General features: G+C 53.6%; 19 protein-coding genes and 1 pseudogene. 9 read left to right on the forward strand and 11 right to left on the reverse strand.

All coding sequences use genetic code 11. The features are described from left to right. The first annotated feature begins 507 nt into the window (after nucleotides 1–507). The 5 genes and pseudogenes from gltB (at nucleotide 508) to OGV71_RS20535 (ending at nucleotide 9,273) form a co-directional block, all read left to right on the forward strand. The gene (gene gltB, locus OGV71_RS20515; RefSeq protein ID WP_003025093.1) at nucleotides 508–4,968 is read left to right on the forward strand and encodes a glutamate synthase large subunit; all 4,461 of its coding nucleotides are present in this window, start codon (nucleotides 508–510) and stop codon (nucleotides 4,966–4,968) included. A gap of 12 nt (nucleotides 4,969–4,980) precedes the next feature. Beyond that, the gene (locus OGV71_RS20520; RefSeq protein WP_003025096.1) at nucleotides 4,981–6,399 is read left to right on the forward strand and encodes a glutamate synthase small subunit; all 1,419 of its coding nucleotides are present in this window, start codon (nucleotides 4,981–4,983) and stop codon (nucleotides 6,397–6,399) included. 95 nt (nucleotides 6,400–6,494) lie between these two features. Then, a pseudogene (locus tag OGV71_RS20525) lies at nucleotides 6,495–6,650 on the forward strand (DUF1016 domain-containing protein); the annotation flags it as partial. 102 nt (nucleotides 6,651–6,752) lie between these two features. Beyond that, nucleotides 6,753–8,003 carry a cytosine permease gene (gene codB, locus OGV71_RS20530; RefSeq protein ID WP_003844832.1) on the forward strand — a complete coding sequence of 417 codons (1,251 nt, stop codon included), beginning with the start codon at nucleotides 6,753–6,755 and terminating at the stop codon, nucleotides 8,001–8,003. Further along, a complete protein-coding gene (locus OGV71_RS20535; protein WP_003025105.1) occupies nucleotides 7,993–9,273 on the forward strand; it encodes a cytosine deaminase in 1,281 nt (426 codons plus the stop codon). Before codB ends, OGV71_RS20535 begins: the two co-directional genes overlap by 11 nt. Before the next feature lie 58 nt (nucleotides 9,274–9,331). On the opposite strand, the gene nanQ is transcribed toward OGV71_RS20535, so the two are convergent. The 5 genes from nanQ to nanR all read right to left on the reverse strand — a co-directional run bounded on the left by nanQ (nucleotide 9,332) and on the right by nanR (nucleotide 14,323). Then, entirely contained in the window at nucleotides 9,332–9,799 is a 468-nt protein-coding gene (gene nanQ, locus OGV71_RS20540) for an N-acetylneuraminate anomerase (protein ID WP_204584373.1), read from the reverse strand. Nucleotides 9,800–9,801: 2 nt separating this feature from the next. Then, nucleotides 9,802–10,671 (reverse strand): N-acetylmannosamine kinase, encoded by an 870-nt coding sequence (gene nanK / locus OGV71_RS20545; protein WP_060854936.1) that lies wholly within the window; start codon nucleotides 10,669–10,671, stop codon nucleotides 9,802–9,804. Nucleotides 10,672–10,777: 106 nt separating this feature from the next. Continuing rightward, nucleotides 10,778–12,268 (reverse strand): MFS transporter, encoded by a 1,491-nt coding sequence (locus OGV71_RS20550; protein ID WP_204583233.1) that lies wholly within the window; start codon nucleotides 12,266–12,268, stop codon nucleotides 10,778–10,780. Nucleotides 12,269–12,378: 110 nt separating this feature from the next. Further along, nucleotides 12,379–13,272 carry an N-acetylneuraminate lyase gene (gene nanA / locus OGV71_RS20555; RefSeq protein ID WP_204583232.1) on the reverse strand — a complete coding sequence of 298 codons (894 nt, stop codon included), beginning with the start codon at nucleotides 13,270–13,272 and terminating at the stop codon, nucleotides 12,379–12,381. Between the two features lie 259 nt (nucleotides 13,273–13,531). After that, entirely contained in the window at nucleotides 13,532–14,323 is a 792-nt protein-coding gene (gene nanR / locus OGV71_RS20560; protein WP_003844825.1) for a transcriptional regulator NanR, read from the reverse strand. Between the two features lie 360 nt (nucleotides 14,324–14,683). On the opposite strand from nanR, the gene dcuC reads away from it, so the two are divergent. Beyond that, a complete protein-coding gene (dcuC, locus tag OGV71_RS20565; RefSeq protein ID WP_046670199.1) occupies nucleotides 14,684–16,051 on the forward strand; it encodes an anaerobic C4-dicarboxylate transporter DcuC in 1,368 nt (455 codons plus the stop codon). A gap of 56 nt (nucleotides 16,052–16,107) precedes the next feature. Here dcuC and sspB read toward each other — a convergent pair whose 3' ends face one another. From sspB to zapE, 5 genes are all read right to left on the reverse strand, one after another. After that, nucleotides 16,108–16,611, reverse strand: a complete 504-nt coding sequence (gene sspB / locus OGV71_RS20570; RefSeq protein WP_003025130.1) for a ClpXP protease specificity-enhancing factor — start codon at nucleotides 16,609–16,611, stop codon at nucleotides 16,108–16,110. A 5-nt stretch (nucleotides 16,612–16,616) separates the two neighbouring features. Beyond that, the gene (gene sspA, locus OGV71_RS20575; RefSeq protein WP_003025132.1) at nucleotides 16,617–17,255 is read right to left on the reverse strand and encodes a stringent starvation protein SspA; all 639 of its coding nucleotides are present in this window, start codon (nucleotides 17,253–17,255) and stop codon (nucleotides 16,617–16,619) included. A gap of 316 nt (nucleotides 17,256–17,571) precedes the next feature. Continuing rightward, nucleotides 17,572–17,964 carry a 30S ribosomal protein S9 gene (gene rpsI, locus OGV71_RS20580; protein WP_003025138.1) on the reverse strand — a complete coding sequence of 131 codons (393 nt, stop codon included), beginning with the start codon at nucleotides 17,962–17,964 and terminating at the stop codon, nucleotides 17,572–17,574. A gap of 15 nt (nucleotides 17,965–17,979) precedes the next feature. Further along, nucleotides 17,980–18,408 (reverse strand): 50S ribosomal protein L13, encoded by a 429-nt coding sequence (rplM, locus tag OGV71_RS20585; RefSeq protein WP_003025141.1) that lies wholly within the window; start codon nucleotides 18,406–18,408, stop codon nucleotides 17,980–17,982. 218 nt (nucleotides 18,409–18,626) lie between these two features. Next, a complete protein-coding gene (gene zapE, locus OGV71_RS20590; RefSeq protein WP_071697444.1) occupies nucleotides 18,627–19,754 on the reverse strand; it encodes a cell division protein ZapE in 1,128 nt (375 codons plus the stop codon). A 192-nt stretch (nucleotides 19,755–19,946) separates the two neighbouring features. Here zapE and zapG point away from each other — a divergent pair, with 192 nt between their 5' ends. The 3 genes from zapG to degS all read left to right on the forward strand — a co-directional run bounded on the left by zapG (nucleotide 19,947) and on the right by degS (nucleotide 23,038). Continuing rightward, entirely contained in the window at nucleotides 19,947–20,345 is a 399-nt protein-coding gene (gene zapG / locus OGV71_RS20595) for a Z-ring associated protein ZapG (protein WP_003025147.1), read from the forward strand. Between the two features lie 168 nt (nucleotides 20,346–20,513). Next, nucleotides 20,514–21,881, forward strand: a complete 1,368-nt coding sequence (gene degQ / locus OGV71_RS20600) for a serine endoprotease DegQ (RefSeq protein WP_003025151.1) — start codon at nucleotides 20,514–20,516, stop codon at nucleotides 21,879–21,881. Nucleotides 21,882–21,970: 89 nt separating this feature from the next. Continuing rightward, on the forward strand, nucleotides 21,971–23,038 hold the full coding sequence (gene degS / locus OGV71_RS20605) for an outer membrane-stress sensor serine endopeptidase DegS (RefSeq protein ID WP_003025154.1): 1,068 nt from the start codon (nucleotides 21,971–21,973) through the stop codon (nucleotides 23,036–23,038). Between the two features lie 56 nt (nucleotides 23,039–23,094). Here the strand turns inward: degS and mdh are convergent, their stop codons facing one another. Next, nucleotides 23,095–24,030 (reverse strand): malate dehydrogenase, encoded by a 936-nt coding sequence (gene mdh / locus OGV71_RS20610; protein ID WP_003025158.1) that lies wholly within the window; start codon nucleotides 24,028–24,030, stop codon nucleotides 23,095–23,097. Nucleotides 24,031–24,255 lie beyond the last annotated feature (225 nt).

Consider the following 24,255-nt stretch of genomic DNA (forward strand, 5'->3'; position numbering starts at 1 on the left):
ATCTTCTTATACTCTGAGCGTAAAAACAGTATCTTTAAGACGCCTGAACTCCAAAAACCAGCATAAAATGCCAGTCATCTCGATAAATAAAGGGAGGACGAGGGATATCCAGCCTTTCTTACAGTGAGACAGATCACACTTCCTGGGGGATTCCTCTTAGGTTAAATCAATGTAAAAAATCCTTTTATTTCAATATTTTCATAAAGTTAATTGCCCTATAGCACATTTTTGCATAAATAAGATTGCCATTTGACCTGTGTGTGGATTCCCGATAACTTGGAAATCCGCTGGAAGCTTTCTGGATGAGCAGTCTGCTCATCATATTTATGCAGTAATTGAGATTCCCTCTGAAGCAAGTCCTCAAACTTGTTTGACCTGTGCGAAAAGGATAAAGAGGGCGAATGCGAGGTAAGCGTATGACACGCAAACCCCGTCGCCATGCTCTTGGTGTGCCCGTGCGCAACGGTCCAGATGGGAATCCCTCAGAGCCTGGGGAGGTTCACTGATATGTTGTACGATAAATCCCTTGAGAGGGATAACTGTGGTTTCGGCCTGATCGCCCACATAGAAGGCGAACCTAGCCACAAGGTAGTGCGTACCGCCATACACGCACTGGCCCGTATGCAGCACCGTGGCGCAATTCTTGCCGATGGAAAAACCGGCGATGGTTGCGGCCTGCTGTTACAAAAACCTGACCGCTTTTTCCGCATCGTGGCGCAAGAGCGCGGCTGGCGTTTAGCCAAAAACTACGCCGTCGGCATGATCTTTTTAAATAAAGACCCTGAACTGGCTGCGGCTTCTCGTCGCATTGTTGAAGAAGAATTACAGCAGGAGACCCTGTCGATTGTCGGCTGGCGCGACGTGCCGACCAACGAAGGTGTTCTCGGTGAAATTGCGCTCTCCTCCCTGCCTCGTATCGAGCAAATTTTTGTTAACGCCCCTGCGGGCTGGCGTCCGCGTGATATGGAGCGTCGCCTGTTCATCGCGCGTCGTCGTATCGAAAAACGCCTCCTGCAAGACAAAGATTTCTACGTCTGTAGCTTGTCGAATCTGGTCAATATCTATAAAGGTCTGTGTATGCCGGCGGATCTGCCGCGCTTCTACCTGGACCTGGCAGACCTGCGTCTGGAATCGGCCATCTGCCTGTTCCACCAGCGCTTCTCTACCAACACCGTACCGCGTTGGCCGCTGGCGCAGCCGTTCCGCTATCTGGCGCACAACGGTGAAATCAACACCATCACCGGCAACCGCCAATGGGCGCGCGCCCGTACCTATAAGTTCCAGACCCCGTTGATCCCGGATCTGCACGACGCCGCGCCGTTTGTTAACGAAACCGGCTCAGACTCCAGTTCGATGGACAACATGCTGGAACTGCTGCTGGCAGGCGGGATGGACATCATCCGTGCCATGCGCTTACTGGTTCCACCGGCATGGCAGAACAACCCGGATATGGATCCGGAGCTGCGCGCGTTCTTTGACTTTAACTCCATGCACATGGAACCGTGGGACGGCCCAGCGGGCATCGTCATGTCCGACGGCCGCTTTGCCGCCTGTAACCTTGACCGTAACGGCTTGCGTCCGGCACGCTACGTCATCACCAAAGACAAGCTGATTACCTGCGCCTCTGAAGTCGGGATCTGGGATTATCAGCCGGATGAAGTGGTAGAGAAAGGCCGCGTCGGCCCTGGCGAGCTGATGGTTATCGATACCCGCAGCGGGCGCATTCTCCACTCCGCCGAAACCGATGATGACCTGAAAAGCCGTCACCCATACAAAGAATGGATGGAGAAAAACGTCCGCCGTCTGGTGCCGTTCGAAGACCTGGCTGACGATCAGGTCGGCAGCCGTGAACTGGACGATGACACCCTCGCCAGCTATCAGAAACAGTTTAACTACAGCGCTGAAGAGCTGGATTCCGTGATCCGCGTGCTCGGCGAAAACGGCCAGGAAGCGGTCGGTTCAATGGGTGACGATACCCCGTTTGCCGTACTCTCCAGCCAGCCGCGCATCATTTATGACTACTTCCGCCAGCAGTTCGCGCAGGTCACCAACCCGCCGATCGACCCGCTGCGTGAAGCGCACGTCATGTCGCTGGCCACCAGCATCGGTCGTGAGATGAACGTCTTCTGCGAAGCTGAAGGTCAGGCACACCGCCTGAGCTTTAAATCGCCGATCCTGCTGTACTCCGATTTCACCCAGCTTACCACCATGAAAGAGGAGCATTATCGCGCTGACCGTCTGGATATCACCTTCGACGCGACCGAAACTACGCTCGAAGAGACCGTCAAAGCATTGTGCGATAAGGCGGAACAGATGGTGCGCAACGGCACGGTGCTGCTGGTACTCTCTGACCGCAACATCGCTAAAAATCGTCTGCCGGTTCCGGCGCCGATGGCCGTGGGCGCAGTGCAAACGCGTCTGGTAGAACAAAGCCTGCGCTGCGACGCCAACATCATCGTTGAAACCGCCAGTGCCCGCGATCCGCACCATTTTGCCGTCCTGCTCGGTTTTGGCGCGACGGCAATCTATCCGTATCTCGCGTATGAAACATTGGGACGTCTGATCGACACTCAGGCGATTGCCAAAGATTACCGGACCGTGATGCTGAACTACCGTAACGGCATCAACAAAGGTCTGTACAAAATCATGTCCAAAATGGGCATCTCGACCATTGCCTCCTACCGCTGCTCGAAGCTGTTTGAAGCCGTTGGTCTGCACGATGATGTGGTTGCGTTGTGCTTCCAGGGCGTGGTCAGCCGTATTAGCGGTGCAGGGTTTACCGACTTCCAGCAGGATCTGCTGAACCTCTCCAAACATGCATGGCTGGCGCGTAAACCTATCAGCCAGGGCGGTTTGCTGAAGTACGTCCACGGCGGCGAATACCACGCCTACAACCCGGACGTGGTACGCACTCTGCAGCAGGCGGTACAAAGCGGCGAGTACAGCGACTATCAGGAATACGCCAAGCTGGTTAATGAGCGTCCGGCGGCCACACTGCGCGATCTGCTGGCGATTACGCCTGGCGATGAAGCCGTAAGCATTAGCGAAGTAGAACCCGCGACCGAACTGTTTAAACGCTTTGATACCGCCGCCATGTCTATCGGCGCATTAAGCCCGGAAGCACACGAAGCGCTGGCCGAAGCCATGAACAGCATCGGCGGCAACTCGAACTCCGGTGAAGGCGGCGAAGACCCGGCGCGCTATGGCACCAATAAAGTGTCACGCATTAAGCAGGTTGCTTCCGGTCGCTTTGGCGTAACCCCGGCATACCTGGTCAATGCCGATGTCATTCAGATTAAAGTCGCTCAGGGCGCGAAACCTGGCGAAGGTGGTCAGTTACCGGGTGATAAAGTCACCCCGTACATCGCCAAACTACGCTATTCCGTACCGGGCGTGACGCTGATCTCCCCGCCGCCGCACCACGATATCTACTCTATCGAGGATTTAGCGCAGCTGATTTTCGACCTGAAACAGGTCAACCCGAAGGCGATGATCTCGGTGAAGCTGGTTTCCGAACCAGGCGTTGGTACCATCGCCACTGGCGTAGCGAAAGCCTATGCGGATCTGATCACCATTGCTGGCTACGATGGCGGCACAGGCGCAAGCCCGCTCTCATCAGTGAAATATGCGGGCTGCCCGTGGGAACTAGGCCTGGTGGAAACCCAGCAGGCGCTGGTGGCTAACGGTCTGCGTCACAAGATTCGTCTGCAGGTCGATGGCGGTCTGAAAACCGGCGTCGATATCATTAAAGCGGCAATTCTGGGTGCAGAAAGCTTTGGCTTCGGTACCGGCCCGATGGTGGCGCTGGGCTGTAAATATCTGCGTATTTGCCACCTGAACAACTGCGCAACCGGTGTTGCAACTCAGGATGAGAAACTGCGTAAGAACCACTATCACGGCCTGCCGTTCAAAGTGACCAACTACTTTGAATTTATCGCCCGTGAAGTGCGCGAGCTGATGGCCGAGCTGGGCGTCACCCGCCTGGTGGATCTGATTGGTCGCACCGACCTGCTCAAAGAGCTGGAAGGGTTTACCGCCAAGCAGCAAAAGCTGGAGCTGTCTCGTCTGCTGGAAACAGCCGAACCGCATCCTGGTAAAGCGCTGCATTGCACCGAGAACAACCCGCCGTTTGATAATGGCGTGCTGAACGCCCAGCTGTTACAGCAAGCGAAGCCGTTCGTCGACGAGCGCCAGAGCAAAACCTTCTGGTTCGATATCCGCAACACCGACCGTTCCGTCGGCGCATCGCTGTCGGGCTATATCGCTCAGACGCATGGCGATCAGGGGCTGGCGTCTGACCCGATCAAAGCGCACTTCAGCGGTACTGCAGGCCAGAGCTTTGGCGTGTGGAACGCGGGCGGCGTGGAGTTGTATCTGACCGGCGATGCCAACGACTATGTCGGTAAAGGCATGGCGGGCGGCCTGCTGGCGGTACGCCCTCCGGTTGGCTCTGCTTTCCGTAGCCATGAGGCGAGCATCATCGGTAACACCTGCCTGTATGGCGCCACCGGTGGTCGCCTGTTTGCTGCGGGTCGTGCGGGTGAGCGCTTTGCAGTGCGTAACTCTGGCGCAATCACCGTGGTTGAAGGTATTGGCGACAACGGCTGTGAATACATGACCGGCGGCATCGTCTGTATTCTCGGCAAAACCGGCGTTAACTTCGGCGCGGGCATGACCGGCGGATTCGCCTACGTGCTCGACGAAGACGGTGAATTCCGCAAACGCGTAAACCCGGAACTGGTCGAAGTGCTGAGCGTGGACTCGCTGGCGATCCACGAAGAGCACCTGCGTGGCCTGATTACCGAGCACGTACAGCATACCGGCTCTTCTCACGGCGAAGAGATCCTGGCGAACTGGCCAGCATTCTCGGCGAAATTCGCGCTGGTAAAACCAAAATCCAGTGATGTGAAAGCACTGTTGGGTCACCGTAGTCGTAGCGCAGCAGAGCTGCGTGTGCAGGCGCAGTAAGGGGTAGCAGCAATGAGTCAGAACGTATACCAATTTATCGACCTGCAGCGTGTTGATCCGCCGAAGAAGCCGCTGAAGATCCGTAAGATCGAATTTATCGAGATCTACGAGCCGTTTTCTGAAGGTCAGGCCAAAGCACAGGCAGATCGCTGCCTGTCCTGCGGTAACCCGTACTGCGAGTGGAAGTGCCCGGTGCATAACTACATCCCGAACTGGCTGAAGTTGGCGAATGAGGGACGTATTTTTGAAGCGGCAGAGCTTTCGCACCAGACCAACACCTTGCCGGAAGTCTGTGGCCGTGTATGCCCGCAGGATCGACTGTGTGAAGGATCCTGTACGTTGAACGATGAGTTTGGCGCGGTAACCATTGGCAACATCGAGCGCTATATCAACGATAAAGCGTTCGAGATGGGCTGGCGTCCGGATATGACCGGCGTTCGCCAGACGGACAAGCGCGTGGCGATTATCGGTGCGGGGCCAGCGGGCCTGGCCTGTGCTGATGTGCTGACCCGCAACGGCGTAAAGGCGGTGGTATTTGACCGTCACCCGGAAATCGGCGGCTTGCTGACCTTCGGTATCCCGGCCTTCAAGCTGGAAAAAGAGGTCATGACCCGTCGCCGTGAAATCTTCACCGGCATGGGCATTGAGTTCAAACTGAACGTGGAAGTAGGCCGTGACGTACAGCTCAACGATTTGCTGAAGGATTACGACGCCGTGTTCCTTGGCGTAGGAACCTATCAGTCGATGCGCGGCGGGCTGGAAAACGAAGACGCTGATGGCGTGTTTGATGCCCTGCCGTTCCTGATTGCCAATACCAAACAGTTGATGGGCTTTGGCGAAAGCAGCAATGAGCCATACATCAGCATGGAAGGCAAACGTGTCGTCGTGCTCGGCGGTGGCGATACCGCGATGGACTGCGTGCGCACCTCCGTACGTCAGGAAGCATCACACGTTATCTGCGCCTATCGTCGCGATGAAGAGAACATGCCGGGTTCGAAACGCGAAGTGAAAAACGCGCGCGAAGAAGGCGTCGAGTTCCAGTTCAACGTCCAGCCTTTAGGTGTGGAAGTGAATGCCAACGGGAAAGTGTGCGGCGTGAAAATGGCGCGTACTGAAATGGGCGAACCGGATGCGAAGGGACGTCGCCGTGCGGAGATCGTCGCTGGCTCCGAGCACGTTGTTCCGGCTGATGCCGTGGTCCTGGCGTTTGGTTTCCGCCCACACAGCATGGAATGGTTGAAAGAGCACAGCGTCGAACTGGATTCACAGGGGCGCATTATTGCCCCGGAACGTAGCGACAACGCTTTCCAGACCAGCAACCCGAAAATCTTCGCAGGCGGCGACATCGTGCGCGGTTCGGATCTGGTGGTCACCGCGATTGCCGAAGGTCGTAAAGCGGCAGACGGGATTCTGAATTACCTGGAAGTGTAATACATCTGGCTCCCCTGACGCTGATCGATGGGGAGCCAATATTCCTCCACTAAATACATGCGGTATCATTTTTCGAAAACCGCTCACAAATACAGCTGTATATTCAGTACATTGAAATTCTGCAGACAGTGTCTGCAGAATCTTACCATTTGGCGCAACTGGCTAAATCTTTCACACAACCCTGGTCGGTGTATGTCCGCCTCTGGTCGGTTAAAAATGCCGATGCCCGAAAATCAACGCAATCATCAACACCATAAATAATAACCATGTAAAGATTATACGTAATCGTTTGCTTTATTCTGAGAACTGTATATTATGCGGCGGATTTTTTGGGCAAAATTCATGGAGGCGTTGTGTCGCAGGACAACAATTATAGCCAGGGCCCCGTCCCTCTGGCGGCGCGGAAAGGCGTGGTCCCACTAACATTTGTCATGTTGGGGCTTACATTTTTTTCCGCCAGTATGTGGACCGGTGGCACACTCGGTACCGGTCTTTCCTATAATGATTTCTTCCTGGCAGTTCTCTTCGGTAATCTTCTCCTCGGTATTTACACTGCATTTCTCGGTTTTATCGGCGCAAAAACAGGGCTCTCAACCCACCTTCTGGCGCGTTACTCATTTGGTTTGAAAGGTTCATGGCTTCCCTCACTGTTGTTAGGCGGTACGCAGGTAGGCTGGTTTGGCGTGGGTGTGGCTATGTTTGCTATCCCGGTGGGCAAAGCGACAGGAATTGACGTCAATATCCTGATTGCGGTTTCCGGTCTGTTGATGACCCTGACCATCTTTTTTGGCATCTCGGCGCTGACCGTTTTATCTATCATCGCCGTGCCTGCCATCGTCGTTCTTGGCAGCTACTCCGTCTGGCTGGCGGTGAGTGATGTCGGCGGTTTAGACCATTTAAAAGCGATAGTGCCGCAGACGCCGCTGAATTTCTCCACCGCCCTGGCGCTGGTGGTCGGTTCGTTTGTCAGCGCAGGAACATTAACCGCCGACTTCGTGCGCTTTGGTCGCAACGCCAAAGGCGCGGTGCTGATTGCCATGGTGGCGTTTTTCCTTGGCAACTCCTTGATGTTCATCTTCGGCGCTGCGGGCGCGGCTGCGGTTGGACAGGCGGATATCTCTGACGTGATGATTGCCCAGGGACTGCTGCTGCCCGCGATTGTAGTGCTCGGTCTGAACATCTGGACGACTAACGACAATGCGCTGTATGCCTCAGGTCTGGGATTTGCCAATATTACCGGCCTTTCCAGCCGTACGCTGTCGGTGGCTAACGGTATTATCGGCACATTGTGCGCGCTATGGCTTTACAATAACTTTGTCGGTTGGCTGACTTTTCTGTCGGCAGCAATTCCCCCGATTGGCGGGGTGATCATCGCCGACTATCTGCTGAACCATCGTCGCTATGCCGACTTCAGCAAAGCGCAATTTATTTCCGTAAACTGGATAGCGATCCTGTCCGTTGCATTGGGCATTGCCGCAGGTCACTATATTCCCGGTATTGTGCCCGTCAACGCCGTACTTGGCGGCGTATTCAGCTATATCCTGCTGAATCCACTTTTCAATCGCAGCCTTGCTAAATCACCAGAGGTCAGCCATGCAGAATAATAACATCACCCTTCGTCAGGCACGTTTACAGGGACGCGAAGGATTGTGGCAGCTCACGATTGAAAACGGGCGCTTCAGCCGGATTGAGCCACAGGACACCGCCACGTTACCGCAGGGCGAAGTGCTTGATGCCGAAGGCGGCCTGGCCATTCCACCGTTCGTTGAGCCACATATCCATCTGGACACCACGCAAACCGCAGGCGAGCCGAGCTGGAACCAGTCTGGTACGTTATTTGAAGGCATTGAGCGTTGGGCCGAACGTAAGGCAATGCTCACGCACGAAGACGTCAAAGCGCGCGCCATGCAGACGCTGAAGTGGCAGATGGCCAACGGCATCCAGTATGTCCGCACGCACGTTGACGTTTCCGATCCGACGCTGACTGCACTGAAAGCCATGCTGGAGGTGAAGCAAGAAGTCGCGCCGTGGGTAGAGCTGCAAATTGTCGCCTTCCCGCAAGAGGGCATTCTTTCTTACCCCAACGGTGAAGCGCTATTAGAGGAAGCCGTGCGTTTGGGCGCAGACGTCATTGGCGCGATCCCCCACTTTGAATTTACGCGTGAATATGGCGTTGAGTCGCTGCACAAAATTTTCGCTCTGGCGCAGAAATACGATCGGCTTATCGATGTGCACTGCGACGAAATTGACGATGAGCAGTCACGCTTTGTTGAAACCGTCGCGGCGCTGGCGCATCGTGACAATATGGGCGAACGCGTGACCGCCAGCCATACCACGGCAATGCATTCCTATAACGGCGCGTATGCTTCCCGCCTCTTTCGCCTGTTGAAAATGTCCGGCATTAACTTTGTCGCGAACCCACTGGTAAATATTCACCTGCAAGGGCGCTTTGATACGTATCCTAAACGTCGCGGCGTAACGCGCGTCAAAGAGATGCTGGAAGCGGAGATCAACGTCTGCTTCGGCCATGATGACGTCTTCGACCCGTGGTATCCGCTGGGCACCGCCAATATGCTGCAGGTACTGCATATGGGATTACATGTGTGTCAGCTGATGGGATACGGACAAATCAACGATGGGCTGAACCTGGTTACCACCCACAGTGCGAAAACCCTGCACCTGCAGGATTACGGTCTGAACGTGGGAAACTCCGGAAATCTGGTGATTTTAGCGGCAGAAAATGGGTTTGACGCAGTTCGTCGCCAGACGCCTGCACGTTATTCCATTCGTCACGGGCGAGTCATTGCTGAGACAGTGCCAAGCCAGACCACGCTGCATCTGGCGCAGCCGGAAGCGGTGACGTTTAAGCGCTAAGTTGTTCTATCCAGTGTCGGATGGCGCAAGCCTTGCCATCCGACACGGTCTCTCATCGTCAGGCTTGTAATAAGCTGGCGCGCACCTTGATCACGACCTTTTTGATTTCCCTCGGCCCCCCCACCATACAGCCCGGTTTATGCGGCTCGCCCGGCATAAAAATCGCAAATCTTCCCGGCTTCAGTACGATCGCCTGCTCATCGGCAATCTCGCTGCACAACTGATAGTCATCCTCAACATGCATCTCATCGCACTGGCGAGCAGAATCGGTCATCCCGAACAGAATGCGTTCTTCGCCAGACAACAGCACCTGAATATCAATGTACTGCTGATGCAGTTCCGCTTTCTTTTGCTCTGGGCTCTGCGTCGCAAACTGCATGACATTCATAAAAATAGTATCGCCCTGCAACGCGTAGCGCCCTGGCGTTTTCTCCTGCGGATTCGTCGCAATGGCAAGCGTTAATGCCTGCTGTAAGACCGGATGTAATCCGGCAGAAGGCAGTGAACGCAACTCATCTGATATCATCATCATTCTCCCTGGGCCAACAGCGCGGCCCCCAGTAATCCAGCGTCATGGCGGTAATGCGCCGCCAGTAATTCCACGTGATAGGCCAAGGGCTCTTGTGCCAGATAATGTTCAACCAGCGCCAGATATCCTTCAGCCAGCCCAACGCTGCCGCCAATCACCACAATCTGGCAATCGGTCGTGGCCTTCACATCGCCGATAAGCCTTGCCAAAGTACGCGCCGAGCGATGGATCAACCTGCTTGCCTGCTCATCTCCTTGCCCGGCGCGGCTAAAAATGGTTTTGGCGTCGCATCCAGCAAGCGTACCTTCGGCTGCAGCCGCGATCCCTCGACCGGAAGCAATCGCCTCGACGCAGCCCACACGTCCGCAGCCGCAGGCCGGTCCATTGGGATCCGCCAGCGTATGTCCTAAGTGCCCAGCCAGACCACCAGACCCGGTGAGTAACTTGCCGCTGCTGATCACGCCGCCGCCGACGCCTGTCGACACGGTGATAAACACCATGTCGCTTATCTCATCTGCCATAGCGTGGTATTCCGCCCAGGCCGCCGCCTGTGCGTCATTGACTGCCAGCGTCGGCAGGCCGGTGATTTGTTCCAGCGTTTGTGTTAGCGGAAAATGCATCAACCCGCCAAGGTTATGCGGGTTCAGCGCCAGTAAAGCCCCCTCACGGATAATCCCCGTCGAGGCGATCGCCACCCGATTAGCACGCCCCTGTAGCGGTGCAACCAGTGCCTGTAGCGCAGCGCGCAGCGCCTCCGGCGTTTTGCTGGCGGGCGTCGGCAATTCACGCCGCTCGCGAATTTGCAGATTACTGTCTAACAGCGCGGCAGCCAGTTTGGTACCGCCGATATCCATTGCCAATGTGGTCATGACACCGCCTTCTGCATCGCAGTGATACGCTTTTTATCCCGTTGCTCAAGTAACGACATACTTCTTCCCTTTCGCTAATTGCCCGGTTCAACACCGGGCAATGGGATTAACTTTTGGATTTCACCATGGTGCTTTTGTCACCGCCGAACGGCACAGCCCCGCTGAACGGTCGACCATCAATGGCATCATGCGTACGTAACGCTTCAGGACGCAGCCAGCGCTGTACGCGGGACGGCATATCGAGACCAATCAGCAGGATCACCACAAATGTCAGACCGAAAGAGAGCGATCCCAGCGAGGTGCCCAGATCCAGACGTTGGGCAATCAGCGCGCCGATGATCGGTGCCAGAGCCCCACCCAGTGCGCCCACGTTATAGGTGAAGCCCAGGCCCGCCGCACGCTGGTCGGTATCGAAATAGCCGCCAATCAGTTTTGGTAAGATCCCGGAGATCCCCTGGCCGAGCATTTGCTGGAAAAACAGCAGCAAACCCAGTACCCAGACGTTTGAACCGCCTATCGCAAACACCGGAATAATCAGCAACTGCGAGGCCAGCAAACTGCAGACATAGGCTTTACGCGTGCCCAGCCAGTCGCCAAGAAAACCGCCGACGCAACAACCGACCGCCGCACCAAAACCGCTAAAGAAGAGCACTCTGGCCACCGTGGAAGGATCGTACAGCAGTTCGGTTTTCAGATAGGTTGGCAACAGTGCCTGAATCGGCCACGAGTACAGGAAGGCGAATAGTACGACCACCATCAGCATGACGCCCGTCGGCCAGCGCTTCCCGCTGCTTTGCACCATAAAGCTAATGAAAATAAACGCACATATCAGGCCGAGGACCGCCACTATAGCCGCATTTTGCAGGTCGCCAGCAAAGCAGAACCACAGCGCGGTTGCAGCGGCGATCGTCATCAGAATATTAATTACCCGATGCTCGCCCCGGTAGAGAATATCCACCATCGTGCGCACTGGCGCTTTGCCTTCGTGTTTCTCTTTCCAGTCTTCCGCTTCCGGAATATTTTTACGCAGCCAGAGGGCGAAGATAATTGGCAGAATGCCGATGAAGAACAGCGCGCGCCACCCCCAGACCGGAACCACCAGGCTGTAGACCTGCGCGGCGATCACCGCGCCAACAGAGAAACCGGAAATCAGGAAGCCACTGGCTTTATTTCGCAGGTGTTTAGGCCAACTTTCAATAACATAGGTTGCACTGGAGCCGTACTCACCCGCCATTCCCATACCGATAACCAGACGGGCGATAAACATGGTGGTGTAGCCCGGCGCGAAGCCGCAGGCCAGCGTCCCCACGGAGAACAGAATGATGCTGGTGACCATTGCCAGACGGCGTCCGTAACGGTCGCCCATTGCCCCCAGCACTAACCCGCCAAACCAACGGGAGATAAAGGCGGCCGAGATCAGGCTGGCGGCCTGCACCGTCGTCAGTCCGAATTCGCCCTGCACTTCTGTCAGCACCAGGGCGATTAACACAAAATCGAAACCATCAAGCAAATATCCCAGCCAGGCGGCGGAAAATGCCCGCCATTGTGCCCGATTGAGATGGCGATACCACGGGATGCTCTGGGTAGAAATACTCATTTTACTCTCCCGACGATCTTTGTTGTTGTGCCGGGTGGTGGCTTTGCCTTACCCGGCTTACGGTCGAAAAATCCAGGCCGGGCAAGCGAAGCGCCCCCGGCGACCCGCGATTACGCCTTTTCCGCCAGCAGTTGGTTTGCCAGCGCTTTCAGTTCCGGCAGATAGCGTTCATCTACTGGAGCAAAGGGTTTACGGCACAGTGGAACAGAAACCACATCCATATAGTGCAGTACTGTTTTCAGGCCGCGGAACACGCCAACTTTAATGAGCAGATCGATAACCTTATTGCACTCGGTTTGCAGTTTTTGCGCCGTGCGAATGTCACCTTCTTTGAGCGCTTTCACAATTCCCTGATAACGCCATCCCATGATGTTGTAAGTGCTACCGATACCACCATCTGCGCCTGCTAGCAGTCCAGAAGCGAAGATCTCGTCATAACCGTTATAAAGCACCAGATCGGGATGAGCGCGGCGGATCTGTTCCATCTGATAGAGATCGCCAGAAGTTTGCTTCAGTGCGCCAACGCCCGGCAACGTCACCAGCGTGTTGATCTGATCCAGCGTCAGTTTTACGCCGCTCAGTGCCGGGATGTTATAGACCACCATCGGTAAGCCATCGGCGGAATCCATAATTGCGCGGTAGTGATCGCAGTGCTCTTCAAAGCTGAACGGATAGTAAAACGGCGTGACGGCCGAAACCGCATCAAATCCGTATCGATGCGCAGCGCTCGCCAGCTGTTGGCTCTCTTCGGTGCTCACCGTGCCAACATGGGCGATCAGCGTCACCTTGCCTTTTGCTTCTTCAGCAACAATTTCCAGAACCTGCTCTCTTTCAGCGCGGTTCTGGACAAAAGCCTCACCCGTTGAGCCACCAACGTAGAGCCCATCGATCCCCTGCCCAATATTGAAACGCACCAGACGGCGCAGGCTCTCGATGTCCAGTTTCTGTTGGTTATCGAATGGAGTTAATAACGCTGGCATTACGCCTTTTAAATTTCTTGCCATAACGACCTCTGACGATGATTAGTGTTATCTTACTGCATACCTTTATACCTGTTATACCAGATCAAATAAGCAGCAATACAATACAGAACGCTTATAGTGCGATCTACCTCACTAAACACTTCATCCTTCGAGCCGCCTCTGCGTTGGCTGCGTTCGCTCACCCCTGTCACATAGTTATCTATGCTCTAGGGGACTCGCTCTCTTGCCGCCTTGATGCAACTTGAATGATTTTGGGTTTAAAAGATCGTCAGGATCGCGATTACTTACGCAATTTTTTACTTTTGCTGAAGGCGTGCCAGGTTGCGGAAACGCTATTGAGATGTTCTTGCAGTGCGCGGTCTGCTTCTTCAGGATCGCGCTGACGAATCGCGTCAACGATAGCGATATGCTGCTGATAACTCACGTTATTGTGCTCATACAATTCTTGATCGGCAACGGCCGGACGGGCAGCAATTAACCAGTCTAACAGCGCAACATGGATCGCCATAAAGATGGGATTGCCCGGGATCTCCGCCAGTACGCGGTGAAAATCAACGTCCGAACGGATGAACAACGTATTGTCATCGAGCGACTGGCTGTTGATCTCCAACGCTTTCGCCAGCCTGTCGATTTGCTCATCTGTCGCATGTTCGGCGGCGTATCGAACCAGGCTTGATTCAAAGAACAGTCGCAACTGCTCGAAGTGGGCAATGCCGCCGGGATGTGCGAGGAAATCTTTCGCCATACCAGACAGCTCGCTGATGATGGTATCAGCTGAAGGACGCGAAACGCGGGCGCGCTCGCCGTTGTTGATTTGTACCAGACCTTTGCGTTTTAACGCGGCCAGCGCTTCTCGTACAGAAGGACGGCCCACGTTAAAGAAGGCCATCAGCTCCCGTTCAGACGGCAACTGTTCGCCCTCGCCAAATTCCCGACGACGAATCATCTGCTCCAGTTCTTCCTCAACCATTTCAGACAGTTTTTTACGCGCCAGCGGGCGATTGCGTAAGCTACGGCCAATGGTGGATGGAGAGTCTTCAGCTTGCGAATCAAATGCGTTCATAGGGTCCATTCAGCTAAGTCGTGGTGACAAACAACAGCGGGTTTATCCTAACACAGGATCGAAAGCAGGGTGAAATGATGGTCGATCCGCCCCCGCTGGCTTATTGATAATATACGTAACAGCAATATTATTTTAAGCGAGTATCTTCCGCCTATTTTTAATTTAATAGAGTTATATCATCTTCATGAAATTTATGAACATTAACGTGATAATTTATCATAACCATCTATTTTATAACGATAAATAATTAAACCCTTGAATTAAAAATAAGATATTCACTCCATAAAAAATGCCCAGAAAAATATAACATCCGTTGGGATAACAGCGTTATTACCGGATTTATCTTCTTCTCTGGCATGGAGTGAAACAATGTTCGGCATCATTATCTCTGTCATCGTTTTATTAACGATGGGTTACCTGATCCTCAAAAACTACAAACCGCAGGTCGTGCTGGCCGCCGCCGGGATCTTCCTGATGATCTGCGGCGTCTGGCTGGGCTACGGCGTGTTGGTCGCTGACGATAAGAGCAGTGGCTATCTACTGGTCGATATTTACAACGAAATTTTGCGTATGCTCTCCAACCGCGCGGCCGGACTGGGGTTATCAATCATGGCGGTGGGTGGTTATGCCCGTTATATGGACAGAATGGGAGCCAGCAGAGCGATGGTTAGCCTGTTAAGCCGCCCGCTCAAGCTAATCCGCTCACCCTATGTTGTGCTTGCCGCCACCTATGTGATTGGTCAGATCATGGCGCAATTTATTACCAGCGCATCCGGGTTAGGTATGTTGCTGATGGTGACGCTATTCCCAACGCTGGTCAGTCTTGGCGTGAGCCGTTTATCCGCTGTTGCGGTCATTGCCACTTCGATGTCGATTGAATGGGGCATTCTGGAAACCAACTCTATTTTTGCCGCGCAGGTCGCGGGTATGAAAATCGCCACTTATTTCTTTCAATACCAGTTGCCCGTCGCGTCGTGTGTCATTGTCGCCGTCGCCATTGCGCATTTTTTCGTTCAGCGTCAGTTTGATAAAAAAGCCGCACCGGAAAGCAACGGATTTGCTGAACAAAAGACGCTGGAAAACGTACCTCCGCTCTATTACGCCATTCTACCCGTCATGCCGCTGATCCTGATGCTGGGCTCGCTTGCCCTTGCGCAAATGGGGCTAATGAAAGCAGAGTTGAATCTGGTGGTGGTGATGTTGATGAGCATGACGCTGACTATGTTTGTTGAATTCCTGCATAAACATAATCTGCGCGAAACGATGGATGATGTGCAGGCTTTTTTTGACGGCATGGGGACGCAGTTTGCCAACGTTGTCACGCTGGTGGTCGCCGGTGAAATCTTTGCGAAAGGGTTGACGACTATCGGGACTGTCGACGCCGTAATAAAAGGCGCAGAGCATTCCGGTCTTGGCGGCATTGGCGTGATGATCATCATGGCGATGGTCATCGCCGCCTGTGCGATTGTCATGGGGTCAGGCAACGCACCGTTTATGTCTTTTGCCAGCCTCATTCCGGATATTGCCGCCGGTCTGCATATTCCTGCAGTAGTGATGATTATGCCGATGCATTTTGCCACTACGCTTGCCCGCGCGGTGTCACCCATAACCGCTGTAATTGTCGTGACATCAGGTATTGCCGGCGTATCGCCCTTTGAAGTGGTAAAACGTACAGCAATCCCGATGGCAGTAGGATTTGTGGTGAATATGGTAGCCACCATCGCGCTGTTTTACTGATCCCGAAGCCAGAAAACAGAACAGGCCCGAAAGGGCCTGTTTTTTTATTTCACTATTTATTTCACTACGCGCAGCGCTGGACGCCCACCGCGAGGTGGCGGCGGAGTGTCATCAGGATCGTTGTCGTCGCCATTGTCAGGCTTATCGCCATCAATGACCGACATGACTGTTTCACTCTCAAAACCAGACGCGTCGTTGTCGTCATCATTTAAGCTGGCAACATCTTCGTCGTAGGCGGCTTCCGGTTCGAACATCGTACCAGCGCCATTTTCACGTGCATAAATTGCCAGAACAGCAGCCAACGGCACAGACACCTGACGCGGCACACCACCGAAGCGCGCGTTAAAGCGCACTTCATCGTTAGCCAGTTCCAGGTTGCCCACCGCACGCGGTGCAATATTCAGAACAATTTGCCCGTCACGCGCATATTCCATTGGAACCTGCACGTCCTGGAGCGTCACATCCACCACCAGATGCGGCGTGAGCTGGTTGTCTAGCAGCCACTCATAGAACGCGCGCAGCAGATACGGACGGCGTGGTGTTAGCTGTGGCAAATCCATACAGGTTAACCCCGGCCCAGACGCATTTCACGTTCAGGCTCAGTCAGAGAAGCCAGGAAAGAGTCACGTTCGAAGACGCGAGTCATGTACCCTTTCAGTTCTTTCGAACCTGCACCGTTGAATTCAATACCCAGCTGCGGTAAACGCCACAGCAGCGGCGCCAGGTAGCAGTCTACCAGGCTGAACTCATCGCTCAGGAAGTAAGGTTTCTGGCCAAATACTGGCGCAATTGCCAGCAGTTCTTCGCGCAGACGCTTACGCGCGACTTCGGCTTCAGATGCAGAACCGTTCACGATGACATTCATCAGCGTGTACCAGTCTTTTTCAATACGCTGCATGTACAGGCGGCTTTCACCACGCGCAACCGGGTAAACCGGCATCAGCGGCGGATGCGGGAAGCGCTCATCCAGGTATTCCATAATGATGCGAGATTCCCACAGGGTCAGCTCACGATCCACCAGTGTCGGTACGCTCTGATTCGGGTTGAGGTCGATCAGATCCTGAGGTGGATTGTCCTTCTCCACGTGCTCAATCTCGAAACTAACACCTTTCTCAGCCAGCACAATGCGGACCTGATGGCTATAGATGTCAGTAGGACCAGAAAACAGCGTCATTACCGAACGTTTGTTGGCAGCGACAGCCATGAAAACCTCCAGGTATATTCAGAATTTTTACTGCTACCAGCCACTCAGTGGCCAGCCAGAAGTGATGTCACCCAGACTCGGGAAAGTCATTGCTGTTCAAAATACAAACAAAAAATGAACGATACCGGACATTTGGGCAGAAAATTGGATGATAGTTTACCAGATTTTGTGACCTTTGTGGTGAGTCGATTCTTGAAATGGGGAAAAAGAGGTGGCAATCAGCGGATTACCGTGGATCTGAGGCGAGAAATAACGATAAAAAAACCCGCCAAAGCGGGTTTTTTCGCAAATTGTCGTCTGCCGAAGCAGAGTACAATTAACGTTTGGAGAACTGAGGACGACGACGTGCTTTACGCAGACCGACTTTCTTACGTTCAACCTGACGAGCATCACGGGTAACGAAGCCAGCTTTACGCAGTTCGCCACGCAGGGACTCGTCGTACTCCATCAGAGCGCGGGTGATACCGTGACGGATCGCACCAGCCTGACCAGAGATACCACCACCTTTAACAGTGATGTACAGATCCAGTTTCTCAACCATGTCGACCAGTTCCAGCGGCTGACGAACTACCATGCGGGCAGTTTCACGACCGAAGTACTGTTCCAGAGAACGTTGGTTGATTACGATTTTACCACTGCCCGGTTTGATGAAAACGCGAGCTGCGGAACTTTTGCGGCGACCAGTGCCGTAGTATTGATTTTCAGCCATTGCCTATAATCCCGATTAGATGTCAAGAACTTGCGGTTGCTGTGCCGCGTGGTTGTGCTCGTTGCCAGCGTAAACTTTCAGTTTACGGAACATAGCACGACCCAGCGGGCCTTTTGGCAGCATGCCTTTAACCGCGATTTCAAGCACACGCTCAGGACGGCGAGCAATCATCTCTTCAAAGGTCGCTTGTTTGATACCACCGATGTGGCCGGTGTGGTGATAGTACACTTTGTCAGTACGCTTGTTGCCGGTTACAGCAACTTTGTCAGCGTTCAGAACGATGATGTAATCACCGGTATCTACGTGCGGAGTGTATTCCGCTTTGTGCTTACCGCGCAGGCGCAGAGCCAGTTCGGAAGCCAGACGGCCCAGAGTTTTACCGGTCGCGTCAACAACATACCAGTCGCGTTTTACGGTTTCTGGTTTAGCTGTAAAAGTTTTCATTAAAAGCTTACCCAAATAAATAAGTTACACGTTGGTGAACACCCAAACGTTTTGTCAGTTGAGGTTCACACGACATTGTCCAGCAAACCTACCCCTTCGAATAGCCTATGCCGGCGCATAGAAAGTTTTGGGAAAAAAACTCTCTCGTAACGTGGGGTCGCAAGATTATAGAGAAGTCAGGGTCAAAGATCGACCCCTTTATGTGATTTGCGGCAGGTTTAACCGGCTAAATGTTCCCGCTTCAGATACTCTTCGCTTTGCATCTCCTGCAAACGCGACAAACAGCGCTGAAATTCAAACTTCAGACGCTCGCCCTGATAAATTTCATAGAGTGGCGATGCCGCGCTGACCACCAGCTTGACGTGGCGTTCGTAGAACTCATCCACCAATGCGATAAAGCGCCGCGCTTCACTCTCCATCAGCGGAGTCATGACCGGCACATCAGACAACAGTACCGTGTGAAACAGACGCGACAGCGCAATATAGTCATGCTGGCTACGCGCATCGACACAGAGCGTGGTAAATGACACCGCCAGCGTTTGGTTTTCGACGGCCAGCGTCTGCATCGGACGATGATTGATCTCCAGCGTCGGCGCATGTTCACCTTTGGCTCCCGCTAATGCCAGCCAGAGTTTATCCATCTGTTGGCGGGTTTCCTCATTCAGTGGCGACAGCCACAAATGCGCCTGCGTTAAGGTGCGCAGACGATAATCGACGCCAGCATCAACATTCATGATGTCGCAATGCTGTTTGATAGCATCAATGGCAGGAAGAAAACGCGCGCGTTGTAAACCGTTGCGATACAGCTCGTCTGGCGGAATATTGGAGGTCGCCACCAGCGTAATGCCACGGGCAAACAGTGCCTTCATCAGGCCGCCGAGTAGCATGGCGTCGGTAATATCAGAAACAAAAAATTCGTCAAAGCACAGCACGTCCGTTTCGGCCTTAAAGCGATCAGCGATGATTTCCAGCGGATCGCTCTGCCCCTGTAAGGCAGTAAGCTCTTCATGCACACGCAGCATAAAGCGGTGAAAGTGCAAACGCTGTTTACGTTCGCCCGGCAGACTATGGTAGAACAGATCCATCAGCCAGGTTTTTCCGCGCCCAACTCCTCCCCACATATATAAACCACGCACCGGTGTGTTGATCGGCGACTCACGCTTGCCCAGCAATTTGCCAAAACGCGCCATCAGTCCGCTCTCCTGCGGCGCAGGACGTGCTGGCGTCGTAAGTGCCTGGAAAATTGTTTCCAGTCGATTCACGGCTTCTTGTTGTACATTGTCGGGCTGATGACTGCCGTCGTTGAGGGCTTGCTGGTAACGCGATGTCGGGGAAAGGCTTTGCATGATGTTATTGTTATTCCTTGAGAATCGATGTGCCGTCGCTCACGGTTGACGAAAAAAAGGCCGTTCTACATTACGTGATATAAACACGGGATTCCACTTCTACGGGATTAGCGGTTATAGTGGCATAATCAGGCGCAGGCATGGAGCCTAAAGCCAACACCCTACGGAAACACAAGACAACGGGAGATGTTCATGACCTGGGAATATGCGCTAATTGGGTTAGTCGTCGGTATCATTATTGGTGCTGTAGCCATGCGTTTTGGTAATCGGAAATTACGCCAACAGCAGGCATTGCAGTACGAACTGGAAAAAAATAAAGCTGAGCTGGAAGAGTACCGTGAAGAACTGGTGAGCCACTTTGCCCGCAGCGCTGAATTGCTGGATAACATGGCGGACGATTATCGTCAGATTTACCAGCACATGGCGAAAAGCTCCAGCAACCTGCTGCCGGGTATGTCGCCGGAAAACAACCCGTTCCGTAATCGTCTGGCAGAGTCTGAAGCAGGCAACGATCAGGCGCCGGTTCAGATGCCACGTGACTATTCTGAAGGGGCATCTGGCCTGCTGCGTAGTGGCGCAAAGCGCGACTAACCGCACATCGTTAAGAAATTTATTGGGCGCAGCAATTGCGCCCTCCGCTTCTCTTCCCGTCCCAGCTATTATTTAGTCGTTAGCCTCATTGTGACCAAACCGAAAATTCAATAACATCAAACTGTTTTGAATCATCTTCCGTTTACTCAAGGTACGAGAGCAGGATCCATGAAAAAACAAACCCAGCTGTTGAGTGCATTAGCGTTAAGTGTCGGGTTAACTCTCTCGGCGCCATTCCCGGCCGTTGCGTCGATTCCCGGCCAGGTTCCCGGTCAGGCTGCGCTCCCCAGCCTCGCCCCGATGCTGGAGAAAGTGTTGCCAGCCGTGGTGAGTGTAAGGGTCGAAGGCACCGCCACTCAGGGGCAGAAAGTCCCGGAAGAGTTCAAAAAGTTTTTTGGTGATGAACTTCCCGATCAACCTTCCCAACCTTTTGAAGGACTGGGTTCAGGTGTCATTATTGATGCCGCCAAAGGCTACGTCCTGACCAATAACCACGTTATTAATCAGGCGCAAAAAATCAGCGTTCAGCTTAATGATGGTCGTGAGTTCGACGCAAAGCTTATTGGCAGCGACGATCAGAGCGATATCGCACTGCTACAAATTCAACACCCCAGCAACCTGACGCAAATTGCCATTGCTGACTCTGATAAACTCCGCGTGGGTGATTTCGCGGTGGCTGTGGGTAACCCGTTCGGTTTGGGTCAAACAGCCACCTCCGGGATTGTATCGGCTTTGGGTCGCAGTGGGTTGAACCTGGAAGGTCTGGAAAACTTTATTCAGACTGACGCCTCTATCAACCGCGGTAACTCCGGCGGCGCATTGCTTAACCTCAACGGTGAGCTGATCGGTATTAACACCGCGATTCTGGCCCCCGGTGGCGGCAGCATCGGTATTGGTTTTGCAATCCCGAGCAACATGGCGCGCACGCTGGCACAGCAGTTGATGCAGTTTGGTGAAATCAAACGCGGTCTGTTGGGCATCAAAGGCACCGAGATGACTTCCGATATCGCCAAAGCGTTCAAACTGGACGTACAGCGTGGCGCGTTTGTCAGTGAGGTTCTGCCTAACTCCGGCTCCGCAAAAGCGGGGGTGAAATCAGGTGACGTCATTACCAGTCTCAACGGTAAACCGCTTAACAGCTTCGCCGAACTTCGTTCACGTATTGCGACAACCGAACCAGGGACCAAAGTCAAACTGGGCCTGCTACGTAACGGTAAACCGCTGGAGGTTGAAGTCACCCTCGATACCAGCACATCATCGTCCGCCAGCGCAGAGATGATTGCGCCTGCGTTGCAAGGGGCCACGCTCAGCGACGGTCAGTTAAAAGACGGTACCAAAGGCATCAGAATTGATAACGTAGAAAAAAGCAGCCCTGCCGCACAGGCCGGACTGCATAAAGATGACGTTATTATTGGCGTTAACCGCGATCGCGTAAACTCGATCGCTGAAATGCGTAAAGTGCTGGAAGCGAAACCGTCGATCATTGCCCTGCAGGTGGTGCGCGGTAACGAGAGTATTTACCTGCTCCTGCGTTAACGCATGCAACCGGACATCAGCCCCTCGTGTGATGTCCGGTAAACTCGTGATATGCTGCAGCCGTTCCCTTTATTAATGACGCCGCCATCATGTTTGTGAAGCTTTTACGTTCGGTCGCGATTGGTTTAATCGTCGGCGCTATTCTGCTGGCCGCGATGCCCTCGCTGCGCAAAATTAATACGCTTACCGCACCGCAGTTCGACAGTGCAGATGAAACGCCCGCCAGCTATAACCCGGCGGTTCGCCGTGCAGCACCTGCCGTCGTTAACGTTTATAACCGCAGTATGAACAGCACAGCGCATAACCAGCTTGAGATCCGCACGCTCGGCTCAGGCGTTATCATGGATCAGCGCGGCTACATCATTACCAATAAGCACGTCATTAACGATGCCGACCAAATCATCGTCGCATTGCAGGACGGTCGCGTATTTGAAGCGCTGCTTGTGGGGTCTGATACGTTAACCGACCTTGCGGTGCTGAAAATCAACGCCACTGGTGGACTGCCGACAATTCCGATTAATAACAAACGCGTACCGCACATTGGCGATGTGGTTCTCGCCATCGGGAACCCGTACAACCTCGGGCAAACCATCACTCAGGGGATTATCAGTGCCACCGGTCGTATTGGCCTGAACCCGACGGGGCGGCAAAACTTCCTGCAAACCGATGCCTCCATCAACCACGGTAACTCCGGCGGCGCGCTGGTCAACTCGCTGGGCGAGTTGATGGGTATTAACACCCTGTCATTTGATAAGAGCAACGATGGCGAAACCCCGGAAGGGATCGGCTTTGCTATTCCTTTTCAGCTGGCAACCAAAATCATGGATAAGCTGATTCGTGACGGGCGCGTGATTCGCGGCTATATCGGCATCAGCGGCCGAGAAATTGCGCCACTGCACGCCCAGGGCGGCGGAATGGATCAAATTCAGGGGATTGTGGTTAACGAAGTAGCCCCGGACGGTCCGGCAGCGCAGGCAGGTATTCAGGTTAACGATCTGATTATCTCGGTAAATAACAAACCGGCGGTATCTGCACTGGAAACGATGGACCAGGTGGCAGAGATTCGACCAGGTTCAGTTATCTCCGTGGTCGTGATGCGCGATGACAAGCAGTTGACGCTGCAGGTCACGATTCAGGAATATCCGGCGACCAACTAATACGGATATAAAAAAACCGGAGCAAGTGCTCCGGTTTTTTACTTTTGGGCAGTTCGTTACTTAACGAACTCTTCGCCCAGAGTGATATCTTTCTTCAGCGTATCCAGCATACCTTCCAGCGCAGCTTGTTCAAACGCGCTCAGCTTGCCGATAGACTGACGCTCTTCTACGCCGTTTTTGCCCAGCAGCAGCGGCTGAGAGAAGAAGCGAGCATACTGGCCATCGCCTTCAACGTAAGCACATTCAACCACACCTTTTTCGCCGCTCAGTGCGCGAACCAGTGACAGTCCGAAACGTGCTGCGGCCTGACCCATAGACAGGGTTGCAGATCCGCCACCGGCTTTAGCTTCCACAACTTCAGTACCCGCATTCTGGATACGTTTGGTCAGGTCAGCTGCTTCTTGCTCGGTGAAGCTTACGCCAGGAATTTGTGACAGCAGCGGCAGAATGGTCACGCCAGAGTGGCCGCCAATAACCGGGACTTCAACGTCGCCAGGCTGCTTGCCTTTCAGTTCCGCAACAAAGGTGTTGGAGCGGATGATGTCCAGCGTGGTCACGCCAAACAGTTTGTTCTTATCGTATACGCCTGCTTTTTTCAGGACTTCTGCAGCGATAGCAACTGTCGTGTTCACCGGGTTGGTGATGATACCGATACATGCTTTCGGACAGGTTTTAGCAACCTGCTGCACCAGATTCTTCACGATACCGGCGTTAACGTTGAACAGGTCGGAACGATCCATACCCGGTTTACGTGCGACGCCCGCGGAGATCAGTACTACATCAGCACCTTCCAGTGCAGGGGTAGCGTCTTCGCCACTGAAGCCTTTGATTTTCACAGCAGTAGGGATATGGCTCAAATCAACGGCCACACCAGGCGTTACTGGAGCGATGTCGTACAGGGAGAGTTCTGAACCTGAAGGCAGTTGGGTTTTTAACAGTAATGCTAGCGCCTGACCGATACCACCAGCAGCGCCGAGGACTGCAACTTTCATCCTAAACTCCTTATTATATTGATAAGCAAAGTGTCTATTGCTCCGCGGCGGCGACCTTAATTCACAAATCCAACGAATACAACAACCACGCGTCAAGAATGCGTAGTCACGCAAATTTGGCTTTTATGCATTTAACTTACGTAAAATAAAACCTAAGTTACGTAATTCAAAACCACCCGCACAGTAGAGCAACTTTCCAACAGGTGCTGACAATATACCCTACCC

The organism is Citrobacter sp. Cf088 (genome assembly GCF_030334295.1).
In the GTDB taxonomy this organism is placed as follows: domain Bacteria; phylum Pseudomonadota; class Gammaproteobacteria; order Enterobacterales; family Enterobacteriaceae; genus Citrobacter; species Citrobacter freundii.

Bases quoted from the DNA above. Each gene is read 5' to 3' on its own strand.
- mdh (WP_003025158.1), bottom strand. From the start codon at position 24,030: ATGAAAGTTGCAGTCCTCGGCGCTGCTGGTGGTATCGGTCAGGCGCTA.
- rpsI (WP_003025138.1), bottom strand. From the start codon at position 17,964: ATGGCTGAAAATCAATACTACGGCACTGGTCGCCGCAAAAGTTCCGCA.
- sspA (WP_003025132.1), bottom strand. From the start codon at position 17,255: ATGGCTGTCGCTGCCAACAAACGTTCGGTAATGACGCTGTTTTCTGGT.
- zapE (WP_071697444.1), bottom strand. From the start codon at position 19,754: ATGCAAAGCCTTTCCCCGACATCGCGTTACCAGCAAGCCCTCAACGAC.
- sspB (WP_003025130.1), bottom strand. From the start codon at position 16,611: ATGGATTTGCCACAGCTAACACCACGCCGTCCGTATCTGCTGCGCGCG.
- nanR (WP_003844825.1), bottom strand. From the start codon at position 14,323: ATGGACCCTATGAACGCATTTGATTCGCAAGCTGAAGACTCTCCATCC.
- OGV71_RS20520 (WP_003025096.1), top strand. From the start codon at position 4,981: ATGAGTCAGAACGTATACCAATTTATCGACCTGCAGCGTGTTGATCCG.
- rplM (WP_003025141.1), bottom strand. From the start codon at position 18,408: ATGAAAACTTTTACAGCTAAACCAGAAACCGTAAAACGCGACTGGTAT.
- degQ (WP_003025151.1), top strand. From the start codon at position 20,514: ATGAAAAAACAAACCCAGCTGTTGAGTGCATTAGCGTTAAGTGTCGGG.
- OGV71_RS20535 (WP_003025105.1), top strand. From the start codon at position 7,993: ATGCAGAATAATAACATCACCCTTCGTCAGGCACGTTTACAGGGACGC.
- nanA (WP_204583232.1), bottom strand. From the start codon at position 13,272: ATGGCAAGAAATTTAAAAGGCGTAATGCCAGCGTTATTAACTCCATTC.
- degS (WP_003025154.1), top strand. From the start codon at position 21,971: ATGTTTGTGAAGCTTTTACGTTCGGTCGCGATTGGTTTAATCGTCGGC.
- nanK (WP_060854936.1), bottom strand. From the start codon at position 10,671: ATGACCACATTGGCAATGGATATCGGCGGTACCAAACTGGCTGCCGCG.
- gltB (WP_003025093.1), top strand. From the start codon at position 508: ATGTTGTACGATAAATCCCTTGAGAGGGATAACTGTGGTTTCGGCCTG.
- OGV71_RS20550 (WP_204583233.1), bottom strand. From the start codon at position 12,268: ATGAGTATTTCTACCCAGAGCATCCCGTGGTATCGCCATCTCAATCGG.
- dcuC (WP_046670199.1), top strand. From the start codon at position 14,684: ATGTTCGGCATCATTATCTCTGTCATCGTTTTATTAACGATGGGTTAC.
- nanQ (WP_204584373.1), bottom strand. From the start codon at position 9,799: ATGATATCAGATGAGTTGCGTTCACTGCCTTCTGCCGGATTACATCCG.
- zapG (WP_003025147.1), top strand. From the start codon at position 19,947: ATGACCTGGGAATATGCGCTAATTGGGTTAGTCGTCGGTATCATTATT.